Below are 24,141 nucleotides of genomic sequence, written 5' to 3'. Positions count from 1 at the left end.
ATATAGACTTACTCAACAATTACTTTAGCGGTTCCTTTTTCAGTTACCAACACATAAACACCAGCAGGTAAACCAGAGACATTAATAGTTCCTGTTGCAGCTTGTGTTAAAACGGTTTGTCCTAAAACATTTACTAATTTATAAGTTTCTGCTCCTTCTACAGCAACGTTTAACACATTACTTACTGGGTTTGGAGAAATATTAGAAGAAATATCTTTTTTAGTAACTGTTGAAGAAAGTGTCGGAGATGATGTTTGTACGACAGCATCAATATACAAGGTTCTTGGTTGCACTGTTGCTGTTACTCCATTGTCGTGATCAAACTCAATTCTAGTTGCATTCCCCCCTATATACCCAGAAATATCAAACTCTAATTTAATCCATTCTGTAGTACTTGTTGCATTATAACTTGCGTTAAAGGTTTGCGTATCATTAGAACCTTCTTTTAAACCTAAAGTAAAAGTTCCTGCACCAAGTTCACCTGGCATAAAATTTAAAGAAACATAATTTCCGTTGGCTGGATCAAAAGCAGGAGACGGAGTTATAAAAGCAAAATGCCAAGCCTTTGCTCCAACACCTTCTACAACCTCCAAAACTTTAGTGGAATTATCTCCCCCAGTAGTTCCACTAGGATAACTAACCACACTATAAGCTATATTATCTGTACTCCCTGCGTTTTGGGCACCAACATTTGGAGACGCACCTTCAAAACCTTCAGAATATTGTGCATTCGCAGCAAATGTCATTGTAGCTAAAGCTACTGTAAAAAGTAATTTTTTAATCATAATATTATAGTTTAAAAGTGTTAGACTTCAAAATTAACAAATACCTCACCTCTAAAAACACACTATTGCAGCAAAAAAATACACTATATAGGCATAAAAAAAACAGCAAACCATATGATTTGCTGTTTTTTACACTTATCTTAAATATTTTAATCTATTTTTCACTCATAGGCAACGTAACTAACGTAGTCCCCCAAGCAATATACAAATTCATTTCTTTATCAAAAGCCATGGTAAAAGCCTCAATGCTTTCTTCATTTTTAGAGGTTTTAGCTGTTACTCTTAATACATCTTTTTCTTGACTGTAAGAATATGCTCCCCATACATTTAGATCATTATTTAATATAATTGTCCATTCTTTTTCATCAGGAATCGCAAACAAAGAATACGTTCCTGCTTTTACTTTTTTACCACCAAAAACAACATCATTATAAAAAATAACCTCTGTAGCCTCATTAGCCCCCACTCTCCAAACTTTTCCGTTTTTAGCCAAAGCATCAACAGTTCTTCCTTTTAACTGAGGTCTACTGTAAATAATTTTCACCACTTTATCTGATGTTTTATAGCTAAGCGGATAAGAGATTGCATCCATTGGACTTACATCTAAACCTTTAAAATTTTGGGCACTTACGGTAAACCCACATAAAACCATTGCAAAGAATACAACTACTTTTTTCATATACTATTGTTTTTAATAATTCACATTTTGTAGCTAATATACAACAGTCCTTACTTTAAATAAGTAATTTATTTTATGCGATTATTATCCCGATTGAATACCCTATATTTGTGCGTTGAACAAGCTAGTAATTAGGATAGATGAAGAACATAAGAAACTTTTGCATTATTGCACATATTGATCACGGTAAAAGCACATTAGCCGACAGGTTATTAAGTTTTACGGGTGCTGTTACTCAAAGAGAAGAGCAAGCACAATTATTAGACAATATGGATTTGGAAAGAGAACGTGGTATTACCATTAAGTCTCATGCCATTCAAATGAATTATACACACGAAGGTGAAGATTATATTTTAAACTTAATTGACACACCAGGACACGTAGATTTTTCTTATGAAGTATCTAGATCTATTGCTGCCTGTGAGGGTGCTCTGTTAATTGTAGATGCTGCACAAAGCATACAAGCTCAAACTATTTCTAACCTATACTTAGCTTTAGAAAACGACTTAGAAATAATTCCCATTCTTAACAAAGTGGATCTACCTAGTGCCAATCCTGAAGAAGTTACTGATGATATTGTAGATTTACTAGGTTGTGATTTTGAAGATGTAATTCACGCAAGTGGAAAAACAGGTTTTGGTGTAGATAATATTTTAAAAGCTATTATTGATAAAGTTCCTGCTCCAATAGGAAATCCTGAAGCTCCTTTAAAAGCATTAATTTTTGATTCTGTTTACAACTCATATAGAGGTGTAGAAACTTATTTTAGAATTATTGATGGCTCTATAAAAAAAGGTCAAAAAATTAAATTTATGGCTACTGGTAAAGATTACTTTGCCGATGAGGTAGGAACTTTAAATTTAAAACAAACTCCTAAACAAGAAATAAAAACAGGAGACGTAGGATACTTAATTACAGGTATTAAAACGGCATCAGAAGTAAAAGTTGGAGATACCATTACAAGCCTTATAAACCCTACCGAAAGTAAAATTGAAGGTTTTGAAAACGTAAAACCAATGGTATATGCAGGTATTTATCCTGTAGACACTGAGGATTACGAGGAACTAAGAGCTTCTATGGAAAAACTTCAATTAAATGATGCTTCTTTGGTTTTTGCTCCAGAGAGTTCTGCAGCCTTAGGTTTTGGTTTCCGTTGTGGATTTTTAGGAATGTTACACATGGAAATTATTCAAGAGCGTTTAGAACGTGAGTTTGATATGACTGTAATCACCACAGTTCCCAACGTATCCTACTTTGCATACACCAAAAAAAATCCAGACGTACAAATATTAGTAAACAACCCAACCGACTTACCAGACCCTTCTAGTATGGACAGAGTTGAAGAACCTTATATTAAAGCTTCTATTATTACAAAATCTGACTTTGTAGGACAGGTAATGGGATTATGTATAGAAAAACGTGGAGAAATTGTAAATCAAACTTATTTAACTCCACAAAGAGTTGAATTGATTTTTGATATGCCTCTAGCAGAAATTGTTTTTGACTTCTACGATCGTTTAAAAACAGTATCTAAAGGGTATGCTTCTTTTGATTATTATCCAATTGGAATGAGAACTTCTAAATTGGTTAAAGTAGATATTTTATTAAACGGAGACTCTGTAGATGCACTTTCTGCCTTATTGCATGCGGATAACGCATACCATATTGGTAAAAAAATGTGTGAAAAATTAAAAGAATTAATTCCTCGTCAACAATTTGATATTCCAATTCAGGCTGCTATTGGTGCAAAAATTATATCGAGAGAAACCACAAAAGCCTTACGAAAAGATGTAACAGCTAAGTGTTACGGAGGAGATATTTCTAGAAAACGTAAACTTTTAGAAAAACAAAAGAAAGGAAAAAAACGCATGAGACAAGTTGGTAATGTAGAAATACCACAAGAAGCTTTTATGGCTGTTTTAAAACTAAACGACTAATAACCAACGACCTTACTCTGTAAGGTCGTTTTTTTTTACTTAAAAACCTGCCTAAAACCACCTAAACAACCCGTACATACCCTACTGTTTTTTTATCAATTTATCTTAGTATTAATATTTGTTAACGAATATTTTTATTAAGTTTAAGGGGTGAATTAAAACAATCAATATGAAAGTAATACACGTAAGTGCCGAATGTTATCCAGCAGCAAAAGTAGGCGGTCTTGCAGACGTAGTAGGAGCACTTCCTAAATATCAAACCAATTTAGGATATGAAGCTGCAGTTGTTATGCCTTTTTATGACAACAAGTATGCCAAAGAAACTAAATACAAAACTGATTTTAGATGCAAAGTAAGCTTAGCTAAGAATAAATACAAAGCAAAAGTATACAGAGTAGAAAATAGTTTTAAAGAGCTAGGATATCATTTATACCAAGTACAAATTGAAGGTTTATTAGACCGAGAAAATGTATATGGTTACGAAGATGACACAGAACGTTTTATTGCTTTTCAGAAAGTAGTTTTAGATTGGATTTTACAATTTGAAAACGCACCCAAAGTGATCCACTGTCATGACCATCACACAGGTTTAATCCCTTTTATGCTAACACAGTGCATAAAATATCAATCTATGCGAAGCGTGCCTACGGTTTTCACAATTCACAATGCGCAATACCAAGGAGAGTTTTCTTTTGAAAAACTAGAATACTTACCTGAATACAATTTAGAACAATCGGGTGTTTTAGAATGGGATTATGCTATAAACCCTATGGCCGCAGCAATCAAAGCATGTTGGAGATACACAACTGTTTCTCCAAACTACATGAATGAATTGCCTTATGCTGCCACTGGACTGGATTGGTTATTTGATACCGAAAGAGAAAAATCTGTTGGAATTATAAATGGTATTGATACCGATGTCTGGAACCCTTCTTCAGACAAAATGATTGCCAAAAACTTTACTGTTAGAACAGTAGAAGCAGGAAAAAAAGCAAACAAACAACTTATTTGCGAAAAGTTTGATTTAGATCCAGAAAAGCCTTTGGTTGCTTTTATAGGTAGATTGGTGTACCAAAAAGGAGCCGATATTATGGCGGGTATTTTTGACAGAGCCTTAGATGCTAATGATATAAACGGATTGGTTTTAGGTTCTGGAGATCCTCATGCAGAATATTTATTAAACGAACTAAAAGACAAATACCAAGGTAGATACAACACCTTTATAGGTTATGACGAAGAGTTGTCTCACCTAATTTATGCAGGTGCCGATTTTTTAATTATGCCATCTCGTTTTGAACCTTGTGGTTTAAATCAATTATACGCATTAAGATATGGGACTATTCCTGTAGTAAGAACTACTGGAGGACTAAAAGATACCGTAAAAGATATTGGCGAAAAAGGAGGTTTTGGAATTAGACACGAACACGTAACCGTAGACGATGTTGCTTTAGCTATTACAAGAGCTAATAAATTATATAACAATACTGCAGAATTTAAACGTATTAGAAAAGAAATCATGAAAATTGACAATTCATGGGAAAACTCAGCAAATGAATATATCGAATTATATAACCTTATAGCACAATAATAATTATGAAGAAGAAAGTATTAGGAATCATTTTAGGAGGAGGACAAGGATCTAGATTAAAACCCCTAACATCTACAAGGTCTAAGCCAGCTGTGCCTATAGCAGGAAAGTACAGGTTAGTAGATATACCGATTTCTAACTGTTTACATTCTGAAATTAATAGAATTTTCGTATTAACACAGTTCAATTCTGCATCTTTAAATAAGCATATTAAGAACACTTATACTTTCGGTAACTTTTCAGGTGCTTTTGTAGATATTTTAGCAGCAGAACAAACCCCAGAAAATGATGGATGGTTTCAAGGAACTGCAGATGCTGTAAGACAATCTATGCAACATTTTTTAGCATATGAATGGGACTATGCTTTAATCTTATCTGGAGATCAATTGTATCAAATGGATTTTAACGAAATGGTTAAAAATCACGAAAAAAGCAATGCAGAAATCTCTATTGCAACTTTACCCGTAAATGCTGATGATGCTACTGGATTTGGAATTTTAAAAACAGACGAAAACGAAAACATTGTTTCTTTTGTAGAAAAACCAGCTCATGAAGAATTAAAAGACTGGAAATCTGACGTAACTGATGAAATGAAATCTCAAGGAAGAGATTATTTAGCATCTATGGGGATCTATATTTTTAATCGCAGCTTACTTAAAGAGTTAATGTGCGACAAAGAAACTATGGATTTTGGAGGAGAAATTATTCCTGCTACTATAAAAACACATAAAGTTGTTAGCTATCAATACGAAGGATACTGGACAGATATTGGTACTATTGGTTCTTTTTTTGAAGCCAACTTAGGTTTAACAGACGACATTCCTCAGTTTGATTTGTTTGACAACGACAATAATGTATTAACTCGCCCAAGATTTTTACCTCCTACAAAAATATCTGGAACCACACTAGAAAAAACATTAATTGCAGAAGGTGGAATTATAAACGCTAGTAGAATTCAAAGAACCATTATAGGTATTCGTGCAAGAATTGGTGTTGGAACCACTATATCTAACTGCTATGTAATGGGGAACGACAAATATGAAGGAGCTACAGAAATTGCTCATAAAGTTTACAACAACATCCCTTTAAAAGGAATTGGAGAACGTTGTTATATCAACAACTGTATTATAGATAAAAACTCCTCTATAGGAAACGATGTTAAAATTAACGGAGGTGACCACTTAGAAGACACCGAAACAGATTTATACACGGTAAGAAACGGTATTGTTGTCATTAAAAACGGTGTTGTAGTACCAAGTGGTACCAGCATTATTTAATTACAAAACCACACATGTTCACCCAAGTACTTCTACTTGGGTGTCCTTTTAAACTCATAATACATAGCACATGAATCATGTAAAGCCTTATAGTCTATTTACAGACTTTGACATATACCTCTTTAAATCAGGAAAACACTATAGATTGTACGAAAAATTTGGAGCCCACCCTGCAACAGTAGATGGTGTAGATGGAATGTACTTTGCTGTATGGGCACCTACTGCAAACAGAATTTCTGTTGTTGGAGATTTTAACTATTGGAATGATAGCGAACATGTTTTAAATGTAAGATGGGATAGCTCTGGTATATGGGAAGGTTTTATTCCGCATGTAAAAACAGGTGAAGTTTACAAATACAAAATACACTCTAATAACAATGGAATTGTTACAGAGAAATGTGACCCTTATGGTTATCACACAGAACACCCGCCTAAAACAGCATCTGTTACTTATGATTTAGAAGGTTATGAGTGGCAAGATGACAACTGGATGAAATACAGAAAAGACAAAAACGGACTAGACAAGCCTTATTCTGTTTACGAAGTTCATTTTGAGTCTTGGATGAAAAATGTAGAAGACAATAGATCTTTAAGTTACTGGGAGGCTTCAACCGAATTGGTCAAATATGTTAAAGAAATGAACTTTACACACGTGGAGTTTATGCCTATTATGGAATATCCTTTTGATCAATCTTGGGGATACCAATTAACAGGTTATTTTGCACCAAGTTGTAGATTTGGACATCCTAAAGAATTCATGAATTTAATTGACGAATTTCATAAAAACGATATTGGAGTAATTCTAGACTGGGTACCTTCTCACTTCCCATCAGATGCGCATGGTTTAGGCTTTTTTGATGGATCTCATTTATACGAACACCCCGACAAAAGAAAAGGATACCATAAAGACTGGAAAAGTTTAATTTTTAATTATGGAAGAAACGAGGTTCGTTCATTTTTAATTTCTAATGCTTGTTTTTGGCTAGACAAATACCACATTGATGGTTTACGTGTAGATGCCGTAGCCTCTATGTTGTATTTAGATTATTCTAGAGAAGATGGTGAATGGGAGCCTAACCAATTTGGAGGTAATGAAAATTTAGAAGCTATTTCATTTTTACAAGATTTCAACCAAGAAGTGTATCAAAGTTTTCCAGGAATACAAACTATTGCTGAAGAGTCTACTGCTTTTTCTGGAGTAACCAGAGAAGTAGAACACGGAGGTCTAGGTTTTGGTATGAAATGGATGATGGGTTGGATGCACGATACTTTAGGCTACTTTAAAAAAGATCCTTTATACAGAAAACACCATCATAACGAAATTACTTTTAGCATGGCCTATGCTTTTACAGAAAGATACATGCTACCATTATCTCATGACGAGGTTGTATACGGTAAAGGTTCTATCATAAATAGAATGCCTGGAGATAAGTGGCAAAAATTAGCCAACTTACGTTTACTATATGGGTACATGTACTCTCATCCTGGAGGAAACCTATTGTTTATGGGAGCTGAATTTGGTCAAGAAAATGAATGGAGTTATGCTAAAAGTCTAGACTGGCATTTATTAGAAGACAAGGGGCATAAAGGTGTACAAACCTATATGAAAGATTTAAACACATTTTTAAAAGAGACTCCCGCATTATTTGAAAAAAGTTTTTCTCAAGAAGGATTCGAATGGATCAACCATGAAGATGGAGAAAAATCTATTTTAAGCTACATTAGAAAAGGTCACGATTCTAAAAACGATTTGGTTATTGTTTGCAATAACACACCTACTCCACAAGAGAATTACTTAATTGGAGTACATAAAAGTGGAAAATTAAAAGAAATTTTTAATTCCGACTTAAAAAAATATGGAGGAAGTGACGTGAAAAACAACAAGAAAATCACCATTTCTAACAAACCTTGGAACTGGAAAGATTATTCTGCAGAAGTAACCTTACCTCCTTTATCTATGATTGTATTTAAATTTGAATAACACAAACTCAAAGCCCTTAAAATCAAATTTTAAGGGCTTTATCAATATTATATAAACCTCAGTAATAAAGCTTATTTACTGAGATATGAATAAAAAAAAAGAAGCACACAATAAGAATCCACAAAAAAAAAATAGGGTAAAGGTTATCCAAAGTTTTTTTTATATTTTCGATTGTACAAACTAGAAATAAACTACTGACATTTATGATTTTAAACGAACAAATAGAATACAAAGGGAATGCATTCCCTGCTAAAATAATAGATTTCAAAAAGGATGTTGACACTCTATATTTTAGCTGTGAGAACGGAGTTATTTTACAAATGACTATCTTAAGAGATAGTATGTTCCGTTTTAGATACGCAACTGGTGCTAAGTTTGAAAATGATTTTTCATACGCAATATCAAAAGATGCAGTAAGAGGTTACAATAAATTAGAGATTACTGAAGATTTAGAAAAGTACATAATTACTACTTCTAAACTTATATGTTACATCGCTAAAACAGATCTTAAAACACGTATTTACGATGCTGTTGACCAAACTTTAATTAGCGAAGACGAATTAGGTTTTCACTGGGAAGAAAGCTATGAGTTAGGAGGTAACATTGTAAAAATGACCAAAAACTCTCCTAACGGAGAAAGCTTTTATGGATTAGGAGACAAACCAGAACACACCAACTTAAAAGGACGTAGGTTTCAAAACTGGGCTACAGACTCTTATGCTTTTGGACGTTACACAGACCCTATTTACAAGGCTATTCCTTTTTATACAGCCATTCAAAATAAAAAAGCATACGGTGTCTTTTTTGACAACTCTTTTAGATCTCATTTTGATTTTTGTTCTGAAAGGAGGAATGTAACTAGTTTTTGGGCAGAAGGTGGTGAAATGAATTACTACTTTATTTACGGACCTAAAATGCAAGATGTTGTTGCTTCTTACACCAACTTAACAGGTACTCCAGAGTTACCACCATTATGGGCTTTAGGTTACCATCAGTGTAAATGGAGTTATTATCCAGAATCTAACGTAAAAGAAATTACTCAAAAATTTAGAGATCTAAAAATACCTTGTGATGCCATCTATTTAGATATTGATTACATGGAAGGTTTCCGTTGTTTTACTTGGAGTAAAGAATATTTTCCAGAACCAAAAAGAATGGTGAAAGAATTGTCTGACGATGGATTTAAAACCGTGGTTATTATTGACCCGGGTATTAAAATTGATTTAGAATACGATGTATTTAAAGAAGGACTTGAAAAAGATTATTTCTGTAGAAGAGCAGATGGTCCTTATATGAAAGGAAAAGTATGGCCTGGAGAATGTTACTTTCCAGACTTTACCAAAGAAGAAGTTAGAGAGTGGTGGGCTACACTATTCCAAGGTTTAATTGAAGATATTGGAGTAAAAGGAGTGTGGAATGACATGAACGAACCTGCTGTAATGGACGTTCCAGGTAAATCTTTCCCTAATGATGTTAGACATGATTATGACGGAAACCCATGTTCTCATAGAAAAGCACATAACGTGTACGGAATGCAAATGGCCAAGGCCACTTATATGGGATTAAAAAAATACAATTATCCTTTAAGACCTTTTGTTATTACTCGTTCTGCCTATTCTGGAACTCAACGTTACACTTCTACTTGGTTAGGAGACAACATGGCTACCTGGGAGCATTTATGGATTGCCAATGTACAAGCACAAAGAATGGCTATGTCTGGATTCTCTTTTGTAGGATCGGATATTGGAGGATTTGCACAACAACCAAATGGAGAATTGTATGCTCGTTGGATTCAGCTAGGAATCTTTCATCCATTTTGTAGAACGCATTCTTCTGGAGATCACGGAGATCAAGAACCTTGGACATTTGGTCAAGAGGTAACTGATGTTGTACGTAAATTTATTGAACTACGATACCAATTGTTACCATACTTATATACTACTTTTTACAAGTATATAGAAGAAGGAATTCCAATGTTAAAATCTTTGATTTTATACGATCAAGAAGATACACAAACACACCACAGAACGGATGAATTTCTTTGTGGGGAGCACATTTTAGCGTGTCCTATTGGAGAACCAAACTCTAAAGGTCGTAGAATGTATATCCCTAGAGGAAACTGGTTTAATTACTGGACTCACGAGTTAATTGAAGGAGGTGATGAAAAATGGGTAGATGCAAATCTAGACAGCATGCCTATTTTTGTAAAAGAAGGAGCTATAATTCCGCTATGGCCTGTTCAACAATATGTTGGTGAAATAGAAATTGAACAACTTACTTTAGATGTTTACTTTAAAAACGGAAAAGAAGTTTCTGATGTTTTTGAAGATGCTAATGATGGGTATGACTACACTAAAGGAAGATATTCTTTAAGACATTTTACATTAACAGGTAAAGAAGATAAATTGACCATTAAGCAACATAAATCTGGAACTTTTATTACAGGTTATGAAACCTTTAAAATTAATTTAATAGGATTACCTTTTAATATTAAAACTATTAAAGTTGATAGCGAAGAGATTAGTTTAGAAGAGCTTAAATTAAATCACAGAACTTTTGAAGTAACCAAAGATTTTAACCAAATACAAGTTATTGGATAATTTTTAAAAGATATAAACTTAAAAAACCGAGCAATATTGCTCGGTTTTTTTATAACCTATCTTGTACTACTTCCACTTAATACCACACCCTACACTTGGTTTTTCTTCTCCCAAATACAGCTTAGCTTGCCCTAGATTTTCTAATATGCTTTTAATATTATTTCCTGTTGATGGAATTCCATTACCAGGCCTAGAATTGTCTAATTGTCCGTGATAATATAATTTCAATTCTTTATCAAATACATATACATCTGGAGTGCAGGCAGCATCGTATTCTTTTGCCACTTGCTGAGTTTCATCATACAAATACGGAAAAGAATAGTTATTTTCCTCTGCATGAATTTTCATTAAATCAGGAGCATCTTGTGGATAGTTTTCTACATCATTACTACTGATAGCCACAAAACCTATTCCCTTTGCCTGATACTCATTTGCCAATGCAACCAATAACGGATTTATGTGAATTACAAAAGGGCAATGATTACAGATAAACAATACTACAGTTCCTTTTTTTCCTTTTATCTCCTCTAAAGAAACAGCATTCCCCGTAACTACATTAGGTAGTGTAAAATTGGGGGCTTTGGTTCCTTTACTTAATTTATTTGAAGGTGTTAATGCCATACTTTCATTTTTTATCAAAGATAAAAAACTAACGCCTTTTTGGACTAAAATCTATAAATCGTTCTTATTACTCTTCTATCCACCTTTTTCTAGGATTATAATTAAATTCTAATTTCGACCACATATCTCCATTTACAATTTCCCATTCTGATTCTATAGATTCTGAATTAGGCTCATCAATTTCTCTTTTTCTAATTGCTATTCCATCCGTATACTCCCAAATAGAACTAGAACCGTCTGCATTAGCATCTCCATACGCATCAATAAGCGTATCAAAAGGATCTATTAATTCATACGCATCATCTCCATTTCCATCTAAGTTAGAAGCCTCTATATCTGCTGTAGCCCCAAAATAACTAGCAAACACCGCTTTATCTCTCGTTACAATCACAAATCCTTTGGCAAGGATTGTTAGCTCTGTTAACGATATGGGCAATGCAGCCAACTCTTTTGTGTTTTTGGTGCTTGTATAATTGTATCTAATCAATGTCCAATCTTTCAAACTCACCTCATTATCCGTTGGGTTGTATATTTCTACAAACCTCGCTTTGGTTTCCTCTTTAGGATCTGCAACTTCAGTAATTAACAACGGAGCTGTTTCTGTGACTACTACATCGGGAACGTAAGCAACCTCATCCTCTTTTCTTTCCTTTGGACTAAAATCTATCGGTGCGTTTTTGTTGTCTTTAAACACAGACCACTCCTCTATAGTAAACACTTCATTTGGTTGTATAACGTCTATATTCCTATAAACTCGTCCATCTTCATACTCCCAATTACTGTCCGTACCATCTTCTGTGGTAACTCCAAAAACATCAACTACCGTTCCTGTTTCATTGGTTAATGTATAGGCATCATCTCCATTTCCGTCTAATCTACTATCCACCAAATCTGCAGTAAAACCAAAAGAATCCTCAAAATTTAAGTTGGTTTCGGTACTTTCTTCATCATTTGCAATAATTACAAATCCTTTGGCTGGAATCGTCAATCCGTTTAAAGAGATTATAGATTCTGTGCCTCCGTTTACAAATCTGTTTAATTGCCACCCCTCTAAAGCTATGTCTGTATTTTCTGCATTGTACAATTCTACATACCTAGAAAAAGATGCATTTTTAGGATCTGCAATTTCTGTAATTAAAATAGTAGGATTGCTTGTACTACAACCTATATAAGTACCATTTTCTTCTATATCCTTAAATTGATTCAACACCAAAACAGTCTCATTGTCAAAATTAATGGTATAAATACCTGTTGCGTTTAACTGCGTATTTGGAATTTCTTTTTCAGCAAAATCTGCAAAATTACTGGTTTCTAAAATCATTTCATCTTTTCTAAATTGCTCACAATACACCAGCGTTCTTTTTCCATCATAATCATCCGTAGGCAACCCCGCATACGGAAGTCCTATGTCTGTTTGTACAAAATGTAGATCTTCAATTTTAATAAATGTATTTAAATCCTTTTTTGCTAAATTTTCAATCAATACTGTTTTGGGCTCAATAGTTACCAAATCTTCCGTTTTAAAAATATGAGCATCCAGTTCAAACTCTATAATATCTTTAATATAGGTATTGCTTGGCTGCCCTATAGTTAACACATCATCACTCGTTGTTTTTTTCAATCCCTCTAGGTTGACGATGATTTTTCTTCCTTTGGCATACTTGGTACTAGTGGTGGTCAATCCTACACGAACTCTCATCCCCATTCTCGGGTTAACCGTTCCTAAGTCTGATACACCCGGAGTATTTTGCACGTAAATTTCTTTGTAAAAATTCCCTTCTTTATCTGATGACACTACATAACCTGTTACAATGGTGTCTTTCCCTATAGCATCGCTATGCAAATCAAACAATTCCTGAAAAGTAATTTCGGTTTTGTTACTAATATCTGGAGTCTGAATGGTTGTATCTATCTTATTATGATCCATATCATCAATACAAGACACTAGTATTATTCCTATTAAAAAGTATGCATATTTTATCATGATGTTAGTTTAAAAAGAATAGTAAATCCCCGTAAAAAAAGTTCTTCCGTTCCCTACAAAATATCGACTTCCAAAAAGAGGTTCTTCTCTATTGTATTCATTTAATTGTTCGCTATAATTAGCTGCTCTACTACTAGAAAAACCACCCGTTTGATAATCTATTCCTAATACATTTTGAACAGTCCAAAACACACTTAAATAACCTGTATTTAATCGCCAAGATTTTCCTCCAGATAAATTAACTAGAGTAAAGTTTTTTAACTGTTCTTGCTTTCTAAATAGCGAAACTAAATTTTGATCTAAATTTTTTATAGGATCTCCATTAATTTCATTGACAAAATTGCTGGTATATCTTATAGGAGCAATGTCTACATAATTATTTCTAAAGTGATTGACACTCACATTAATTCTCCAATAACTAGGATCTGTATAAGCTAATTTTAAAGAAAAAGCTTGCTGTGGTCCCGATGATAATTTTTTTCCTTTGATGTTTGCTGCTCCTAAATCTTTTTCTCCATTTACAAAACCTAAATTTTGAGCACTAGTATCATCTTCTGTAAAAAAGAGAAGGTTAGGATTGTTTGCATAACTATAATCGCCTATCCCCATAACTCCTATTAGCTTAATAGATGAGCTTATATCATAAGAAGTTCCTAGCTCTAGTCCTATATATTTCTTTTTTGCTCCGTTTAACACCTCTTGTACAAACAAACTATTTTCATCTAACAATTCTCCCGCATTGGTTTCTGTATCATCTGCATCCGTTCCAAAACCTTCTGCAAAATAAAAACCTGTTTCTGTTACGTTGCTTTGCAAATTGTAAAACCCTGTAAGTTTGATATTGTAATTTAAACCTCTGCGAATGTAACTTAGGGAGTTGGTGAATAAATTTTCGGTTTCTAAATTATCTAAAGTCGCATTGCTCACTCTAGCATTAGGAAACACTTGTTTTACGCTAGGTGATTTTTGTATATAGGCCGATTTAAAATCTACCAAATTACGACCCGAAAACTTATACAAAGCATTTATCTTTCCTTGAAAAGCCAACAAATCTACCTCTTTACTCAATCCCTCTGCATCTGTATAATTCTCGTAATTGTACACCCCTTCTCTTTGGTGGGTTGCATAAGAAAGTCCTAAAGCTTGTAACAATTCTACCTTTTTACCTTTCCATTTGGTTTGCACAAAACCACTAACATTGCTACTATTTACTTTGTAGTTGTATTTAAAACGATCTCCTTCTGTAACAACTCGGTTAGGATTGTTTAAATCACTTTGCACCAAAGTAAAACTAGCCACGTCTAAATAACCATTACCTCCTAATAGGTCTAGTACCTCTGCATAATTTTCTGATACCGTATTTCTATAATCCACACTTGCGTTTAACTGCCAAGCTTCGTTAATTTTTTGAGTAATATTAGAGTTGAACTGAATTCTACTTTCGTCTCTTTTGTCATCATACAAAACGTAGGCAGCATTTTCTCCTGCAGCATTTTTCTCTGCATTGGCTTCGTATAAAAAATCCCAATCTAATTGACCATCATTTACAAATGCTTGCTGATACCTGTATACGTTTTCAAAATCAACCGTATTTCTAGACAACCAATAACTAGGTAGTTTTTGATAATAAGCAGCATCTGGATTGGCACCTCCGTTGTAATCTATTCTAGAATATCCCGTGGTTCCTTTTTGTAACAGCAAAGAGTTTTCCCATCTAAACACATCCGATTTTTTATACGTGTGGGTAAACAACAACAAAGGCTCCTCTACAGTTTTAACTCTTGCATTTCTTTTTTTTCCGTTTTGATATCCCCAATTTCCGTTGTAACTATCGTCTTTTAAATTAAAAACCTCTTGAGTATAAGATCCCGCAACCCCTCTTCTATTGGGAGTATATAATAAACTAACATTTAAACTATGATAATTGTTTAGATATTTCTCAACACTTAGCATTAAAGAATTGGCATCGTAAAAAGTTCCTTCTCTATACCCTTCATTTCCCCAACGTCTACTAGCAGACACCACATAAAACCAATTATTAGGCAAACTTCCTGCATGATTTACTGAGGCTTTATTTTGATAAGATCTGTCTGAACGAGCATAAGCAACCCTAGTTCCTGCTCTGTAAACAGATGCTCTTGTTGACAATGAAGTAACTCCCAAAGCTCTACCAAAACTTTTTTCCGAAGCTCCCAAAGGCTCCGTTAATTCTTGCGTTCTATAAATTCCATCTACCCCTCCCCAATTACTCCAAGCAGGTCTATCATCATACAACCTATTTTGATTGACTCCGTTTAACAGAAAGGTAACTTGATCAGCCCCTAAACCTCTAGCATTGTAATACACTCCTTGAAACTCAAAACCAATAGTATTTAAATAAATATCATCCGAAGCAGAAAAAATTCCAGAAATATTAGCTACCTCTCCACTTTCATCATTTAAATCATCATCAGACAAATTCACAATACTAAAAACATCTTTTATCTCTTTAGAAGATTTAATAGAATCTTGTGCATATAATTCGCATACAAAAACACATGCGTACAAAGTCATAATTGCTTGTAACATTTCTTTTTCAATTTTTTCTTCTTAATTTAAGAGAAAAAATTGAAAAAGAAAAACTATGAGACTAAATACCAACAAGATAACTATCTTACTCATTCTAATTTTTTATCAGAATTGCCATTCACAAAAATCTTATATTGTACAAACTATCGCTTTTTACAACTTAGAAAATTTATTTGATACCATTGACAATCCTAACAAAATGGACGAGTTAAGTCCTATGATGGAAATAAAATCTAATAGAACTTTTATTTATAAAGACAAGCTATCTAAACTCTCTAACATACTGTGTGAAATAGGAAAAGAACAAAACAATTTACCTCCTTCTTTAATAGGTATTGTAGAGGTAGAAAACAGAGCTGTGGTAGAAGATTTAATTGCCACTCCTCCATTGAGCAATTACAATTACGGAATTGTACATTACGAATCTCCTGATAAAAGAGGGATTGATACTGCTTTGTTATACAATAAAGACACCTACAAACCTTTGTACAACGAAGCCATTCCTGCCAATTTATACAAAGAAGGCTATAAAGTTTATACTAGAGATATTTTATGGTCTACAGGTTATTTGTTAAATGATAAAATTCATGTATTGGTAAATCACTGGCCATCTAGAAGAGGTGGAGCTAAAAAGAGTAGCATTTTAAGAGAACGTGTTGCCAAAAGAGTAAAAGATTATGTAGAAAAAATACAGATTGAAGATTCTAAAGCAAAAATAATTATAATGGGAGATTTTAATGACAGCCCTACAGACAGAAGTTTTAAAAAAGTACTAAACACCAAAATATCTAAGAAAAAACTAAAAGAACAGGAACTCTATAATCCTTTTGAAAAAATGTTTAAAGATGGATTTAATACGTTAGTATACAGAGGGGATTTATTTTTGTTTGATCAGATTATTTTTAGCGAAAGTTTTATCACTCATAAAAAAGATTATAGTAGTTTTCGTTTTTACAAAGCAGGAATCTACAACCCTACCTATATGACTTTGCAAACAGGTAAATACAAAGGAAGCCCTAAAAGAAGTTTTTCAGGAGGAACTTACTTAGGTGGTTATAGTGACCATTATCCTGTATACAGTTATCTTTTAAAAGAAAATGAATAATTCTTAAGTTTCTAAAGTATATTTGTTAGAAAATTAATTTTGTATGGCCTTTATTCTAAATATAGAAACATCCACCAAAAATTGCTCCGTGGGGCTTTCTAAAGATGGTATTTGTATTGCTTTAAAAGAAGAGAACAACGGAGATTATTCTCATGCAGAAAAACTTCATGTTTTTATTGAAGAACTTTTAAAAGAACAAAATCTAAAAATAGCGAACTTAGATGCCATAGCTGTAGGAAAAGGACCTGGTTCTTATACAGGACTAAGAATAGGAGTTTCAACCGCAAAAGGATTAGCATACGCTGCCAACTTACCATTAATAGCTGTAGATACTTTAAAATGTTTAGCCAAAACAATTACCATAGAACACGGAGTAGTTGTACCTATGATTGATGCTAGAAGATTGGAAGTATATAGTGCTATATACAACACAAACTATCAAAAAACGAGAGCTGTTGAAGCTCAAATTATTGACGAAAATTCATTTCAAGAAATTTTAAACGATCAACCTGTTTATTTTTTAGGTGATGGTGCCGAAAAGTGTAAAGAAATTATAATACATGACAATGCAAATTTTATTGCTTCTAAATTCCCATCGGCAAAAGAAATGTCACAACTATCCGAAAATCAGTTCAATAACAATTTATTTGAAGACACTGCTTATTTTGAACCTTTTTATTTAAAAGATTTTATCGTTACTCCTCAAAAAAAGAAGTAACAAAACTCTAAAAACAAGTACAATACACTTTGTACAAAAGTTATTTAGTAACATTTTATTAACGTTTGTTGGGCTCTTTTTTCACTAATTTCGAGCAAAATTTTTTTTAAGTTACAAGATGGAAAACATTTATTTTTTAATGATTATTGCCCTAGCTGTTTTAGCTGCTGTTGACTTGGTTGTGGGTGTTAGTAACGATGCAGTTAACTTTTTAAATTCGGCTATTGGTTCTAAGGCTATTACACCTAAAAACATCATGATTATTGCCAGTGTTGGAGTTCTAATTGGAGCAGTAACGTCTAGCGGAATGATGGAGGTTGCCAGAAAAGGAATCTTTGTACCTAGTCAATTTTATTTTAATGAAATTATGTACATTTTTATGGCTGTAATGATTACAGACATATTATTATTAGATATTTTTAACACTTTAGGAATGCCAACATCTACCACAGTATCTATTGTGTTTGAACTTTTAGGTGCTGCTGTTACCATGTCTTTGGTTAAAATTTCTAAAAACGACAATCAATCTATTGCAGATATTTGGAGCTATATAAATCACGAAAAGGCAGTCTTAATTATTTTTGGAATACTACTATCCGTCGTTATTGCTTTTACTGTTGGTGCTATCGTGCAATTTTTCTCTAGAGTTGTTTACACCTTTAGATTAGATCAAAAAAAATCTTATGTAAATGCTATTTTTGGAGGGTTGGCAATTACATCTATCACCTATTTTATTTTTGTGAAAGGATTAAAAGGAACTCCTTTTTATGGTGATATAGAACATTTAATTGATGGAAATACTTTAGAAATACTATTAATTGGAGCTGTAGTTTGGTCTTTAATTTCTCAATTACTGATTAGTCTTTTTAAAGTAAATATTTTAAAAGTTATTATTGGAGTAGGAACCTTTTCTTTAGCCATGGCATTCTCTGGAAACGATTTGGTAAACTTTGTAGGAGTACCTATTGCCGCTTGGAATTCTTTTGAAACTTGGGCTGCATCTGGAGTACCAGATACTGAATTTTCTATGGGGTTTTTAGCTAAAAAAGTACCTGCCAATCCAATGCTTTTAATTTTAGCAGGAACCATTATGGTAATTACCTTATGGTTTTCTAAAAAAGCTAAAAAAGTAATAGAAACAGGAGTCAACCTTTCTCGTCAAGGAGATGGTCATGAAAAATTTCAACCCAATCCAGTTTCTAGAGGGGTTGTAAGATTTGGTATCTTAATTAATAATGGTTTTAACTTTCTTATTCCTAAATCTACTCAAAGCTATATAAACACTAGGTTTGAAAGACCGGTAATACACTTATCTAAAGAAAAAAGCATTGAAGTGCCTGCTTTTGACATGATTCGTGCTTCTATCAACTTAGTAGTTGCAGGAATTTTAATTTCTGTAGGGACTTCTTTAAAACTTCCTTTATCTACCACATATGTAACATTTATGGTAGCAATGGGTACCTCTTTGGCCGATAGAGCTTGGGGAAGAGAAAGTGCTGTATATAGAATTGCAGGAGTTTTAAGTGTTATTGGAGGATGGTTTTTAACCGCTTTGGTAGCTTTTACTTTTGCTGCAATTGTAGCCTTTTTAATTAATTTAGGAGGACCTGTAATGGTAGCTGTTTTATTATTAGTTGTTTTACTATTAATGGGTAAAAACTACATAAATCACTCTAAAAAAGAAAAAGAATTAGCTGCTAAAAAAATAATTAGAAAAGACAACATTAACTCTATTAACGGTGTTATTAACGAAAGTACAGGACACATTGTTCAAGTATTAAATAGAGTTCAAAAATTATACAATAATGTAGTTGTTAACTTAGCCGATCAAAATTTAGACAAGCTTAAAAAGAACGACAAACACGTTACCAAATTAAACGAAGAAATTGAACAACTTAGAAATGACGTTTTCTATTTTATTAAATCTCTAGAAAAAAGCTCTGTAGAAGCTAGTCAGTTTTACATTATGGTATTAGGATATTTAGAAGATATTTCTCAATCTATATCTTACATATCTAAAGTAAGTTACAAGCACGTAAACAACAATCATAAACCTTTAAACAAAGAACAGATTAAAGATCTAAAGTTTATCATGAAAGGTTTAGAGGATGTTTTACAAGAAATTATTCAGATACTAGAAAGTCATGAATTTGAAAATATTTCTACAACTATAGAGAAAAAACAAACTTTATTAGATAATGTTTCTGACTCTATAGAAAAACAAATTAATAGAATTAGAACCGTAGAAACAAGTGCTAAAAATACAACTTTACACTTGAGTATTATTATGGAATCTAAAGATTTAGTCAACGCTTTAATCAACCTGTCTGAATTGTACAGCGACATTACTGCTGGTATTGAAAAATAGTACGTAACACATACATTAACAAAGCCCTCTTAGTAAAACTAAGAGGGCTTTTATTTTGCATTAAATTAATCATGCACAACACTTAAAACCCAGTAAAATTAGTTTTCTATAAAAAAACTATCTTCTTTGTGTTAACATTAAATTAACATACATTTGCTCCTTTATTTACTTTTTATATGAATAAAGCGAATACGGTAATACTGATTACTCTAATCCTATCAATAGCAAAATTAAACGCTCAAGAAATAGGAAAAAACACTTTTGGTAAAGGAATTTTTAATACGATCTCTAAAGACAGTACCTGGAGTATGAAGTTAGGATTAAGAATGCAATACCTTACTTCTGTTGGCTTAGAGACAGACATAAATAATCAATTTAATTTTACTCAAAACAATTTTAAAACCGACACTAAAGTAAGAAGGTACCGTTTAAAGTTTGATGGTTTTGTCCTTTCCCCAAAAGTTAAATACAAAATTGAATTGGGAATGTCCAACAACGATGTCGGATCTGCTTCAGTGTACACCAAGTCAGGCTCTAAACTAATTCTTGATGCCGTTCTAAAATGGAACTTCTATAAAAATTTAGAATTATGGGCTGGGCAAACAAAACTGCCTGGTAACCGTGAACGTGTTATTTCGTCAGCAAATATGCAATTGGTAGATAGATCTTTACTAAACAAAGAATTTACCTTAGACAGAGATATGGGGTTTCAATTAAGAAACAATCACATTATAGGGAAACAATTATTAATTAGAGAAATTTTTGCCATCACCCAAGGAGAAGGAAGAAATATCACCACAGGAAATGTTGGAGGACAACAATACACTAGTAGAATAGAAGTTTTACCATTTGGTGCTTTTATTAGTAAAGGAGACTATAAAGGAAGTGATTTAAAAAGAGAGCCTATTCCAAAATTAGCTATCGGTGCTACCTACAACCATAACGATAGAGCTTCTAGACAAAGAGGTAGTCAAGGTAGTATTATAGACTTAATTGATGATAGTGGTAGTGCAGAAGACCACGTGTTTACTATGACAGATGTAAACACAACTTTTGTTGATTTTATGTATAAACACAATGGCTATTCCGCTATGGGAGAATTTGCATACAGAAATGCTGATGACACTACAATAGGTACAAATCCTGTTAAAACAGGAAAAGCATACAATTTAGCTACAGGTTATTTATTTAATAACAATTACGAAATAGCTACTAGATACACACAAATAGACTATAAAGGCATAGGAAACACCACTGAGCAATATACCTTAGGAGTTTCAAAATATATTGTAGGACATAAATTAAAAGTGCAAACAGATTTAAGTTACACAACGGTTGATTCCATGCCTGAAGGACTACAATTAAGACTTCAATTTGAAGTCCATTTTTAAGTTAGAAACCTACCAAAGTTCTTACCTGAGAAACATATACAGTTTCTATATCCTAAAATATCTTAACAACAAAAAACCGCTCTTGTGAACAAGAGCGGTTTTATTATATATGCTAAAAAAAGTGCTTATTAAGCTAATACTGCTTTAATTCTAGCCACAGCTTCTTTTAATTGAGCTTCTGATGCTGCGTAAGAAATACGAATACATGTTGGAGCTCCAAAAGATTCTCCAGACACAGTTGCTACATTAGCTTCTTCTAACAACAACATAGAAAAGTCAGCTGCTGTTTCAATAGTCTTTCCTTTAAATGTTTTTCCAAAGAAAGCAGATACATCAGGGAAAATATAGAAAGCTCCTTTAGGAACATTTAATTTAAATCCTTCAATAGCTCCTAATAATTCCAACATCATATCTCTACGTTTTTGGAACTCTTCTACCATATAACCAATTCTAGAAACAGGCTCTGTTAATGCTGTAATAGCAGCTCTTTGAGCGATACAGTTTGTTCCAGATGTAATTTGCCCTTGCATTTTGGTACAAGCCTTCGCAATCCACTCTGGAGCACCAATGTAACCAATTCTCCAACCAGTCATTGCAAATGCTTTTGCCAATCCGTTTACGGTAATTGTTCTATCATACATAGATGGAATACAAGCAATACTAAAGTTTGGAGTACCATAGTTAATGTGCTCATAAATTTCATCAGAAATAATAAAAATAGTTGGATATTTCTCTAAAACTGCAGCCAATGCTTTGTAATCTTCTTCTGTATAAACAGTTCCACTAGGGTTGTTTGGCGAGTTAAAGAAAACCAATTTTGTTTTTGGTGTAATAGCAGCTTCTAATTGTGCTGGTGTAATTTTAAAATCTGTATCTATAGTAGATGGAATTTCTTTGTAAGTAGCTCCTCCTAAAATACCTAATGCCGAATAAGAAACCCAATATGGTGCAGGTAATAAAACCTCATCTCCTGGATTTAATAATACTTGAGTAATGTTTGCTAAAGACTGTTTAGCTCCTGTAGAAACAACAATTTGGCTTGGTTTGTAATCTAAATTATTATCTCTCTTAAATTTTAAAGAAATTGCTTCTTTTAAATCTGCATAACCATCTACAGGACTGTAAGAGTTATAGTTATCATTAATTGCTTGTATAGCTGCATCTTTAATATATTCTGGTGTATTAAAGTCTGGCTCTCCTAAACTTAAACTAATAATGTCTTTTCCTGCTGCTTTTAACTCTCTTGCTTTGGCAGCCATTGCTAAAGTAGCAGATGCTGGTAGACCTGTAATTCTGTCTGATAAATGTTGTTCCATTTTAATTGTAAGTATATATAGTTGTTATCCCAACTGGGGTTGTTTTCCTAAAATAATCAATTGATTGATATGTGCTGACAATGCTTCTTTCATTGTTTCATATTCGTAATACGGTAATTGAAATTCTGATGCTGTTTTCTTTACTATTTTTGCCAAATCTTTATAATGTACGTGTGAAATGGTTGGAAAAATATGATGTTCTATCTGAAAGTTTAAACCTCCTAAAAAGAAAGAAACAAACTTATTTTTGGTAGCAAAATTTGCAGTTTCTAACAATTGATGTGCCGCCCAACTTCTTTCTTCTTTTTCTAACTCTTCTGGCGATATTACCTCAACAGAATCTGTAATGTGAGCTAGTTGAAAAACAACACTTAAAATAAATCCTGCTACATAATGCATTATAAAGAAACCTATAAACCATACATACCAAGTTATAGGCAACACCAACATTGGTAACACCAACCAAAACAGATAATACACTATTTTTGTCATGATTAGTAAAGCCCATTCTTTTTTGGGATTCAACTCTCCCTCTGCACTTAGACCATGCTTTATGTATTTGGGAGTTTGCCTAAAATCTACCACCAATGCCCATTGAATTGTCAACAATCCGTATAAAAAAAAGGCATAAACTTTTTGATATTTATGAAACGGTTTCCATTTTGCATGTTTAGACAATCTAATCACTCCTTGTATATCTATATCCTCATCAACTCCTTCTATATTTGTATAGGTATGATGTAATAAATTGTGTTGTACTTTCCAGTTATAAACATTCCCTGCCAAAATATAAATACTGTTTCCTAATAACTGATTTACCCACCATTTACTAGAAAAAGAACCATGATTGCTATCGTGCATCACGTTCATACCTACACCAGCCATTCCTAAGCCCATAATTACACACATAATAATTTGCATAATAGTATTCATAGGAACCAACAACAGTAAAAAATAAGGCACAAACAGTAACGAAAACATTAATACGGCCTTGATATAAAGCAACCAATTCCCTGTGCGCTTTAGGTTGTTATCCCTAAAGTATTTATTAACTCTTTGATTTAGAGTTTTAAAAAACAATTTGTTTTGATCTTTAGAAAAACTTATTTGTCGCATTTATTCTTATATATTCAGTCTACAAAAATAACCATTTTTTATTCACAATAATTTAATATTGACACAAGAAATTTAAGTTTTAAACGCTTTTCTAATATATGTAAAGA

At 33.0% G+C, this 24,141-nt stretch carries 16 protein-coding genes; 9 read left to right on the top strand and 7 right to left on the bottom strand.

Translation table 11 applies throughout. The features are described 5' to 3' along the window. Nucleotides 1-8: 8 nt before the first annotated feature. Nucleotides 9-785 (bottom strand): T9SS type A sorting domain-containing protein, encoded by a 777-nt coding sequence (locus FHR24_RS03510; RefSeq protein WP_167183938.1) that lies wholly within the window; start codon nucleotides 783-785, stop codon nucleotides 9-11. 154 nt (nucleotides 786-939) lie between these two features. Beyond that, nucleotides 940-1,464, bottom strand: a complete 525-nt coding sequence (locus tag FHR24_RS03505) for a DUF2911 domain-containing protein (RefSeq protein WP_167183935.1) — start codon at nucleotides 1,462-1,464, stop codon at nucleotides 940-942. Nucleotides 1,465-1,604: 140 nt separating this feature from the next. Here FHR24_RS03505 and lepA point away from each other — a divergent pair, with 140 nt between their 5' ends. From lepA to FHR24_RS03480, 5 genes are all read left to right on the top strand, one after another. After that, nucleotides 1,605-3,401, top strand: coding sequence for a translation elongation factor 4 (gene lepA, locus FHR24_RS03500; RefSeq protein ID WP_167183932.1), 1,797 nt, complete (start codon nucleotides 1,605-1,607; stop codon nucleotides 3,399-3,401). Between the two features lie 169 nt (nucleotides 3,402-3,570). Next, nucleotides 3,571-4,989: a glycogen synthase gene (locus FHR24_RS03495; RefSeq protein WP_167183929.1), complete on the top strand. Its 1,419-nt coding sequence runs from the start codon at nucleotides 3,571-3,573 to the stop codon at nucleotides 4,987-4,989. Between the two features lie 5 nt (nucleotides 4,990-4,994). Continuing rightward, a complete protein-coding gene (locus FHR24_RS03490; protein ID WP_167183926.1) occupies nucleotides 4,995-6,266 on the top strand; it encodes a glucose-1-phosphate adenylyltransferase in 1,272 nt (423 codons plus the stop codon). A 70-nt stretch (nucleotides 6,267-6,336) separates the two neighbouring features. Next, nucleotides 6,337-8,247 carry a 1,4-alpha-glucan branching protein GlgB gene (glgB, locus tag FHR24_RS03485; protein ID WP_167183923.1) on the top strand — a complete coding sequence of 637 codons (1,911 nt, stop codon included), beginning with the start codon at nucleotides 6,337-6,339 and terminating at the stop codon, nucleotides 8,245-8,247. Nucleotides 8,248-8,450: 203 nt separating this feature from the next. After that, the gene (locus tag FHR24_RS03480; protein ID WP_167183919.1) at nucleotides 8,451-10,847 is read left to right on the top strand and encodes a glycoside hydrolase family 31 protein; all 2,397 of its coding nucleotides are present in this window, start codon (nucleotides 8,451-8,453) and stop codon (nucleotides 10,845-10,847) included. A 66-nt stretch (nucleotides 10,848-10,913) separates the two neighbouring features. Here FHR24_RS03480 and FHR24_RS03475 read toward each other — a convergent pair whose 3' ends face one another. The 3 genes from FHR24_RS03475 to FHR24_RS03465 all read right to left on the bottom strand — a co-directional run bounded on the left by FHR24_RS03475 (nucleotide 10,914) and on the right by FHR24_RS03465 (nucleotide 16,020). Then, nucleotides 10,914-11,468: a thioredoxin family protein gene (locus FHR24_RS03475; protein ID WP_167183916.1), complete on the bottom strand. Its 555-nt coding sequence runs from the start codon at nucleotides 11,466-11,468 to the stop codon at nucleotides 10,914-10,916. A gap of 67 nt (nucleotides 11,469-11,535) precedes the next feature. Next, the gene (locus FHR24_RS03470; protein WP_167183913.1) at nucleotides 11,536-13,452 is read right to left on the bottom strand and encodes a DUF5689 domain-containing protein; all 1,917 of its coding nucleotides are present in this window, start codon (nucleotides 13,450-13,452) and stop codon (nucleotides 11,536-11,538) included. Nucleotides 13,453-13,461: 9 nt separating this feature from the next. Then, nucleotides 13,462-16,020, bottom strand: coding sequence for a porin family protein (locus FHR24_RS03465; protein ID WP_167183910.1), 2,559 nt, complete (start codon nucleotides 16,018-16,020; stop codon nucleotides 13,462-13,464). A 55-nt stretch (nucleotides 16,021-16,075) separates the two neighbouring features. On the opposite strand from FHR24_RS03465, the gene FHR24_RS03460 reads away from it, so the two are divergent. From FHR24_RS03460 to FHR24_RS03445, 4 genes are all read left to right on the top strand, one after another. Then, nucleotides 16,076-17,125 carry an endonuclease/exonuclease/phosphatase family protein gene (locus FHR24_RS03460; RefSeq protein WP_167183907.1) on the top strand — a complete coding sequence of 350 codons (1,050 nt, stop codon included), beginning with the start codon at nucleotides 16,076-16,078 and terminating at the stop codon, nucleotides 17,123-17,125. A 43-nt stretch (nucleotides 17,126-17,168) separates the two neighbouring features. Then, a complete protein-coding gene (gene tsaB / locus FHR24_RS03455) occupies nucleotides 17,169-17,843 on the top strand; it encodes a tRNA (adenosine(37)-N6)-threonylcarbamoyltransferase complex dimerization subunit type 1 TsaB (RefSeq protein WP_167183904.1) in 675 nt (224 codons plus the stop codon). A 118-nt stretch (nucleotides 17,844-17,961) separates the two neighbouring features. Next, nucleotides 17,962-20,211, top strand: a complete 2,250-nt coding sequence (locus FHR24_RS03450; RefSeq protein ID WP_167183901.1) for an inorganic phosphate transporter — start codon at nucleotides 17,962-17,964, stop codon at nucleotides 20,209-20,211. A 176-nt stretch (nucleotides 20,212-20,387) separates the two neighbouring features. Further along, complete coding sequence (locus FHR24_RS03445; protein WP_167183898.1) at nucleotides 20,388-21,602, top strand: porin; 1,215 nt, start codon at nucleotides 20,388-20,390, stop codon at nucleotides 21,600-21,602. Between the two features lie 128 nt (nucleotides 21,603-21,730). Here the strand turns inward: FHR24_RS03445 and FHR24_RS03440 are convergent, their stop codons facing one another. Further along, nucleotides 21,731-22,918 carry a pyridoxal phosphate-dependent aminotransferase gene (locus FHR24_RS03440; RefSeq protein WP_208412276.1) on the bottom strand — a complete coding sequence of 396 codons (1,188 nt, stop codon included), beginning with the start codon at nucleotides 22,916-22,918 and terminating at the stop codon, nucleotides 21,731-21,733. A gap of 24 nt (nucleotides 22,919-22,942) precedes the next feature. Next, the gene (locus FHR24_RS03435; protein ID WP_167183895.1) at nucleotides 22,943-24,034 is read right to left on the bottom strand and encodes a fatty acid desaturase family protein; all 1,092 of its coding nucleotides are present in this window, start codon (nucleotides 24,032-24,034) and stop codon (nucleotides 22,943-22,945) included. Between the last annotated feature and the right edge of the window lie 107 nt (nucleotides 24,035-24,141).

The sequence above is a fragment of the Wenyingzhuangia heitensis genome, from assembly GCF_011762155.1.
In the GTDB taxonomy this organism is placed as follows: Bacteria; Bacteroidota; Bacteroidia; order Flavobacteriales; family Flavobacteriaceae; genus Wenyingzhuangia; species Wenyingzhuangia heitensis.
Note: the sequence above shows the minus strand (reverse complement) of the source record. Positions and strands in the feature narration are given on the sequence as shown.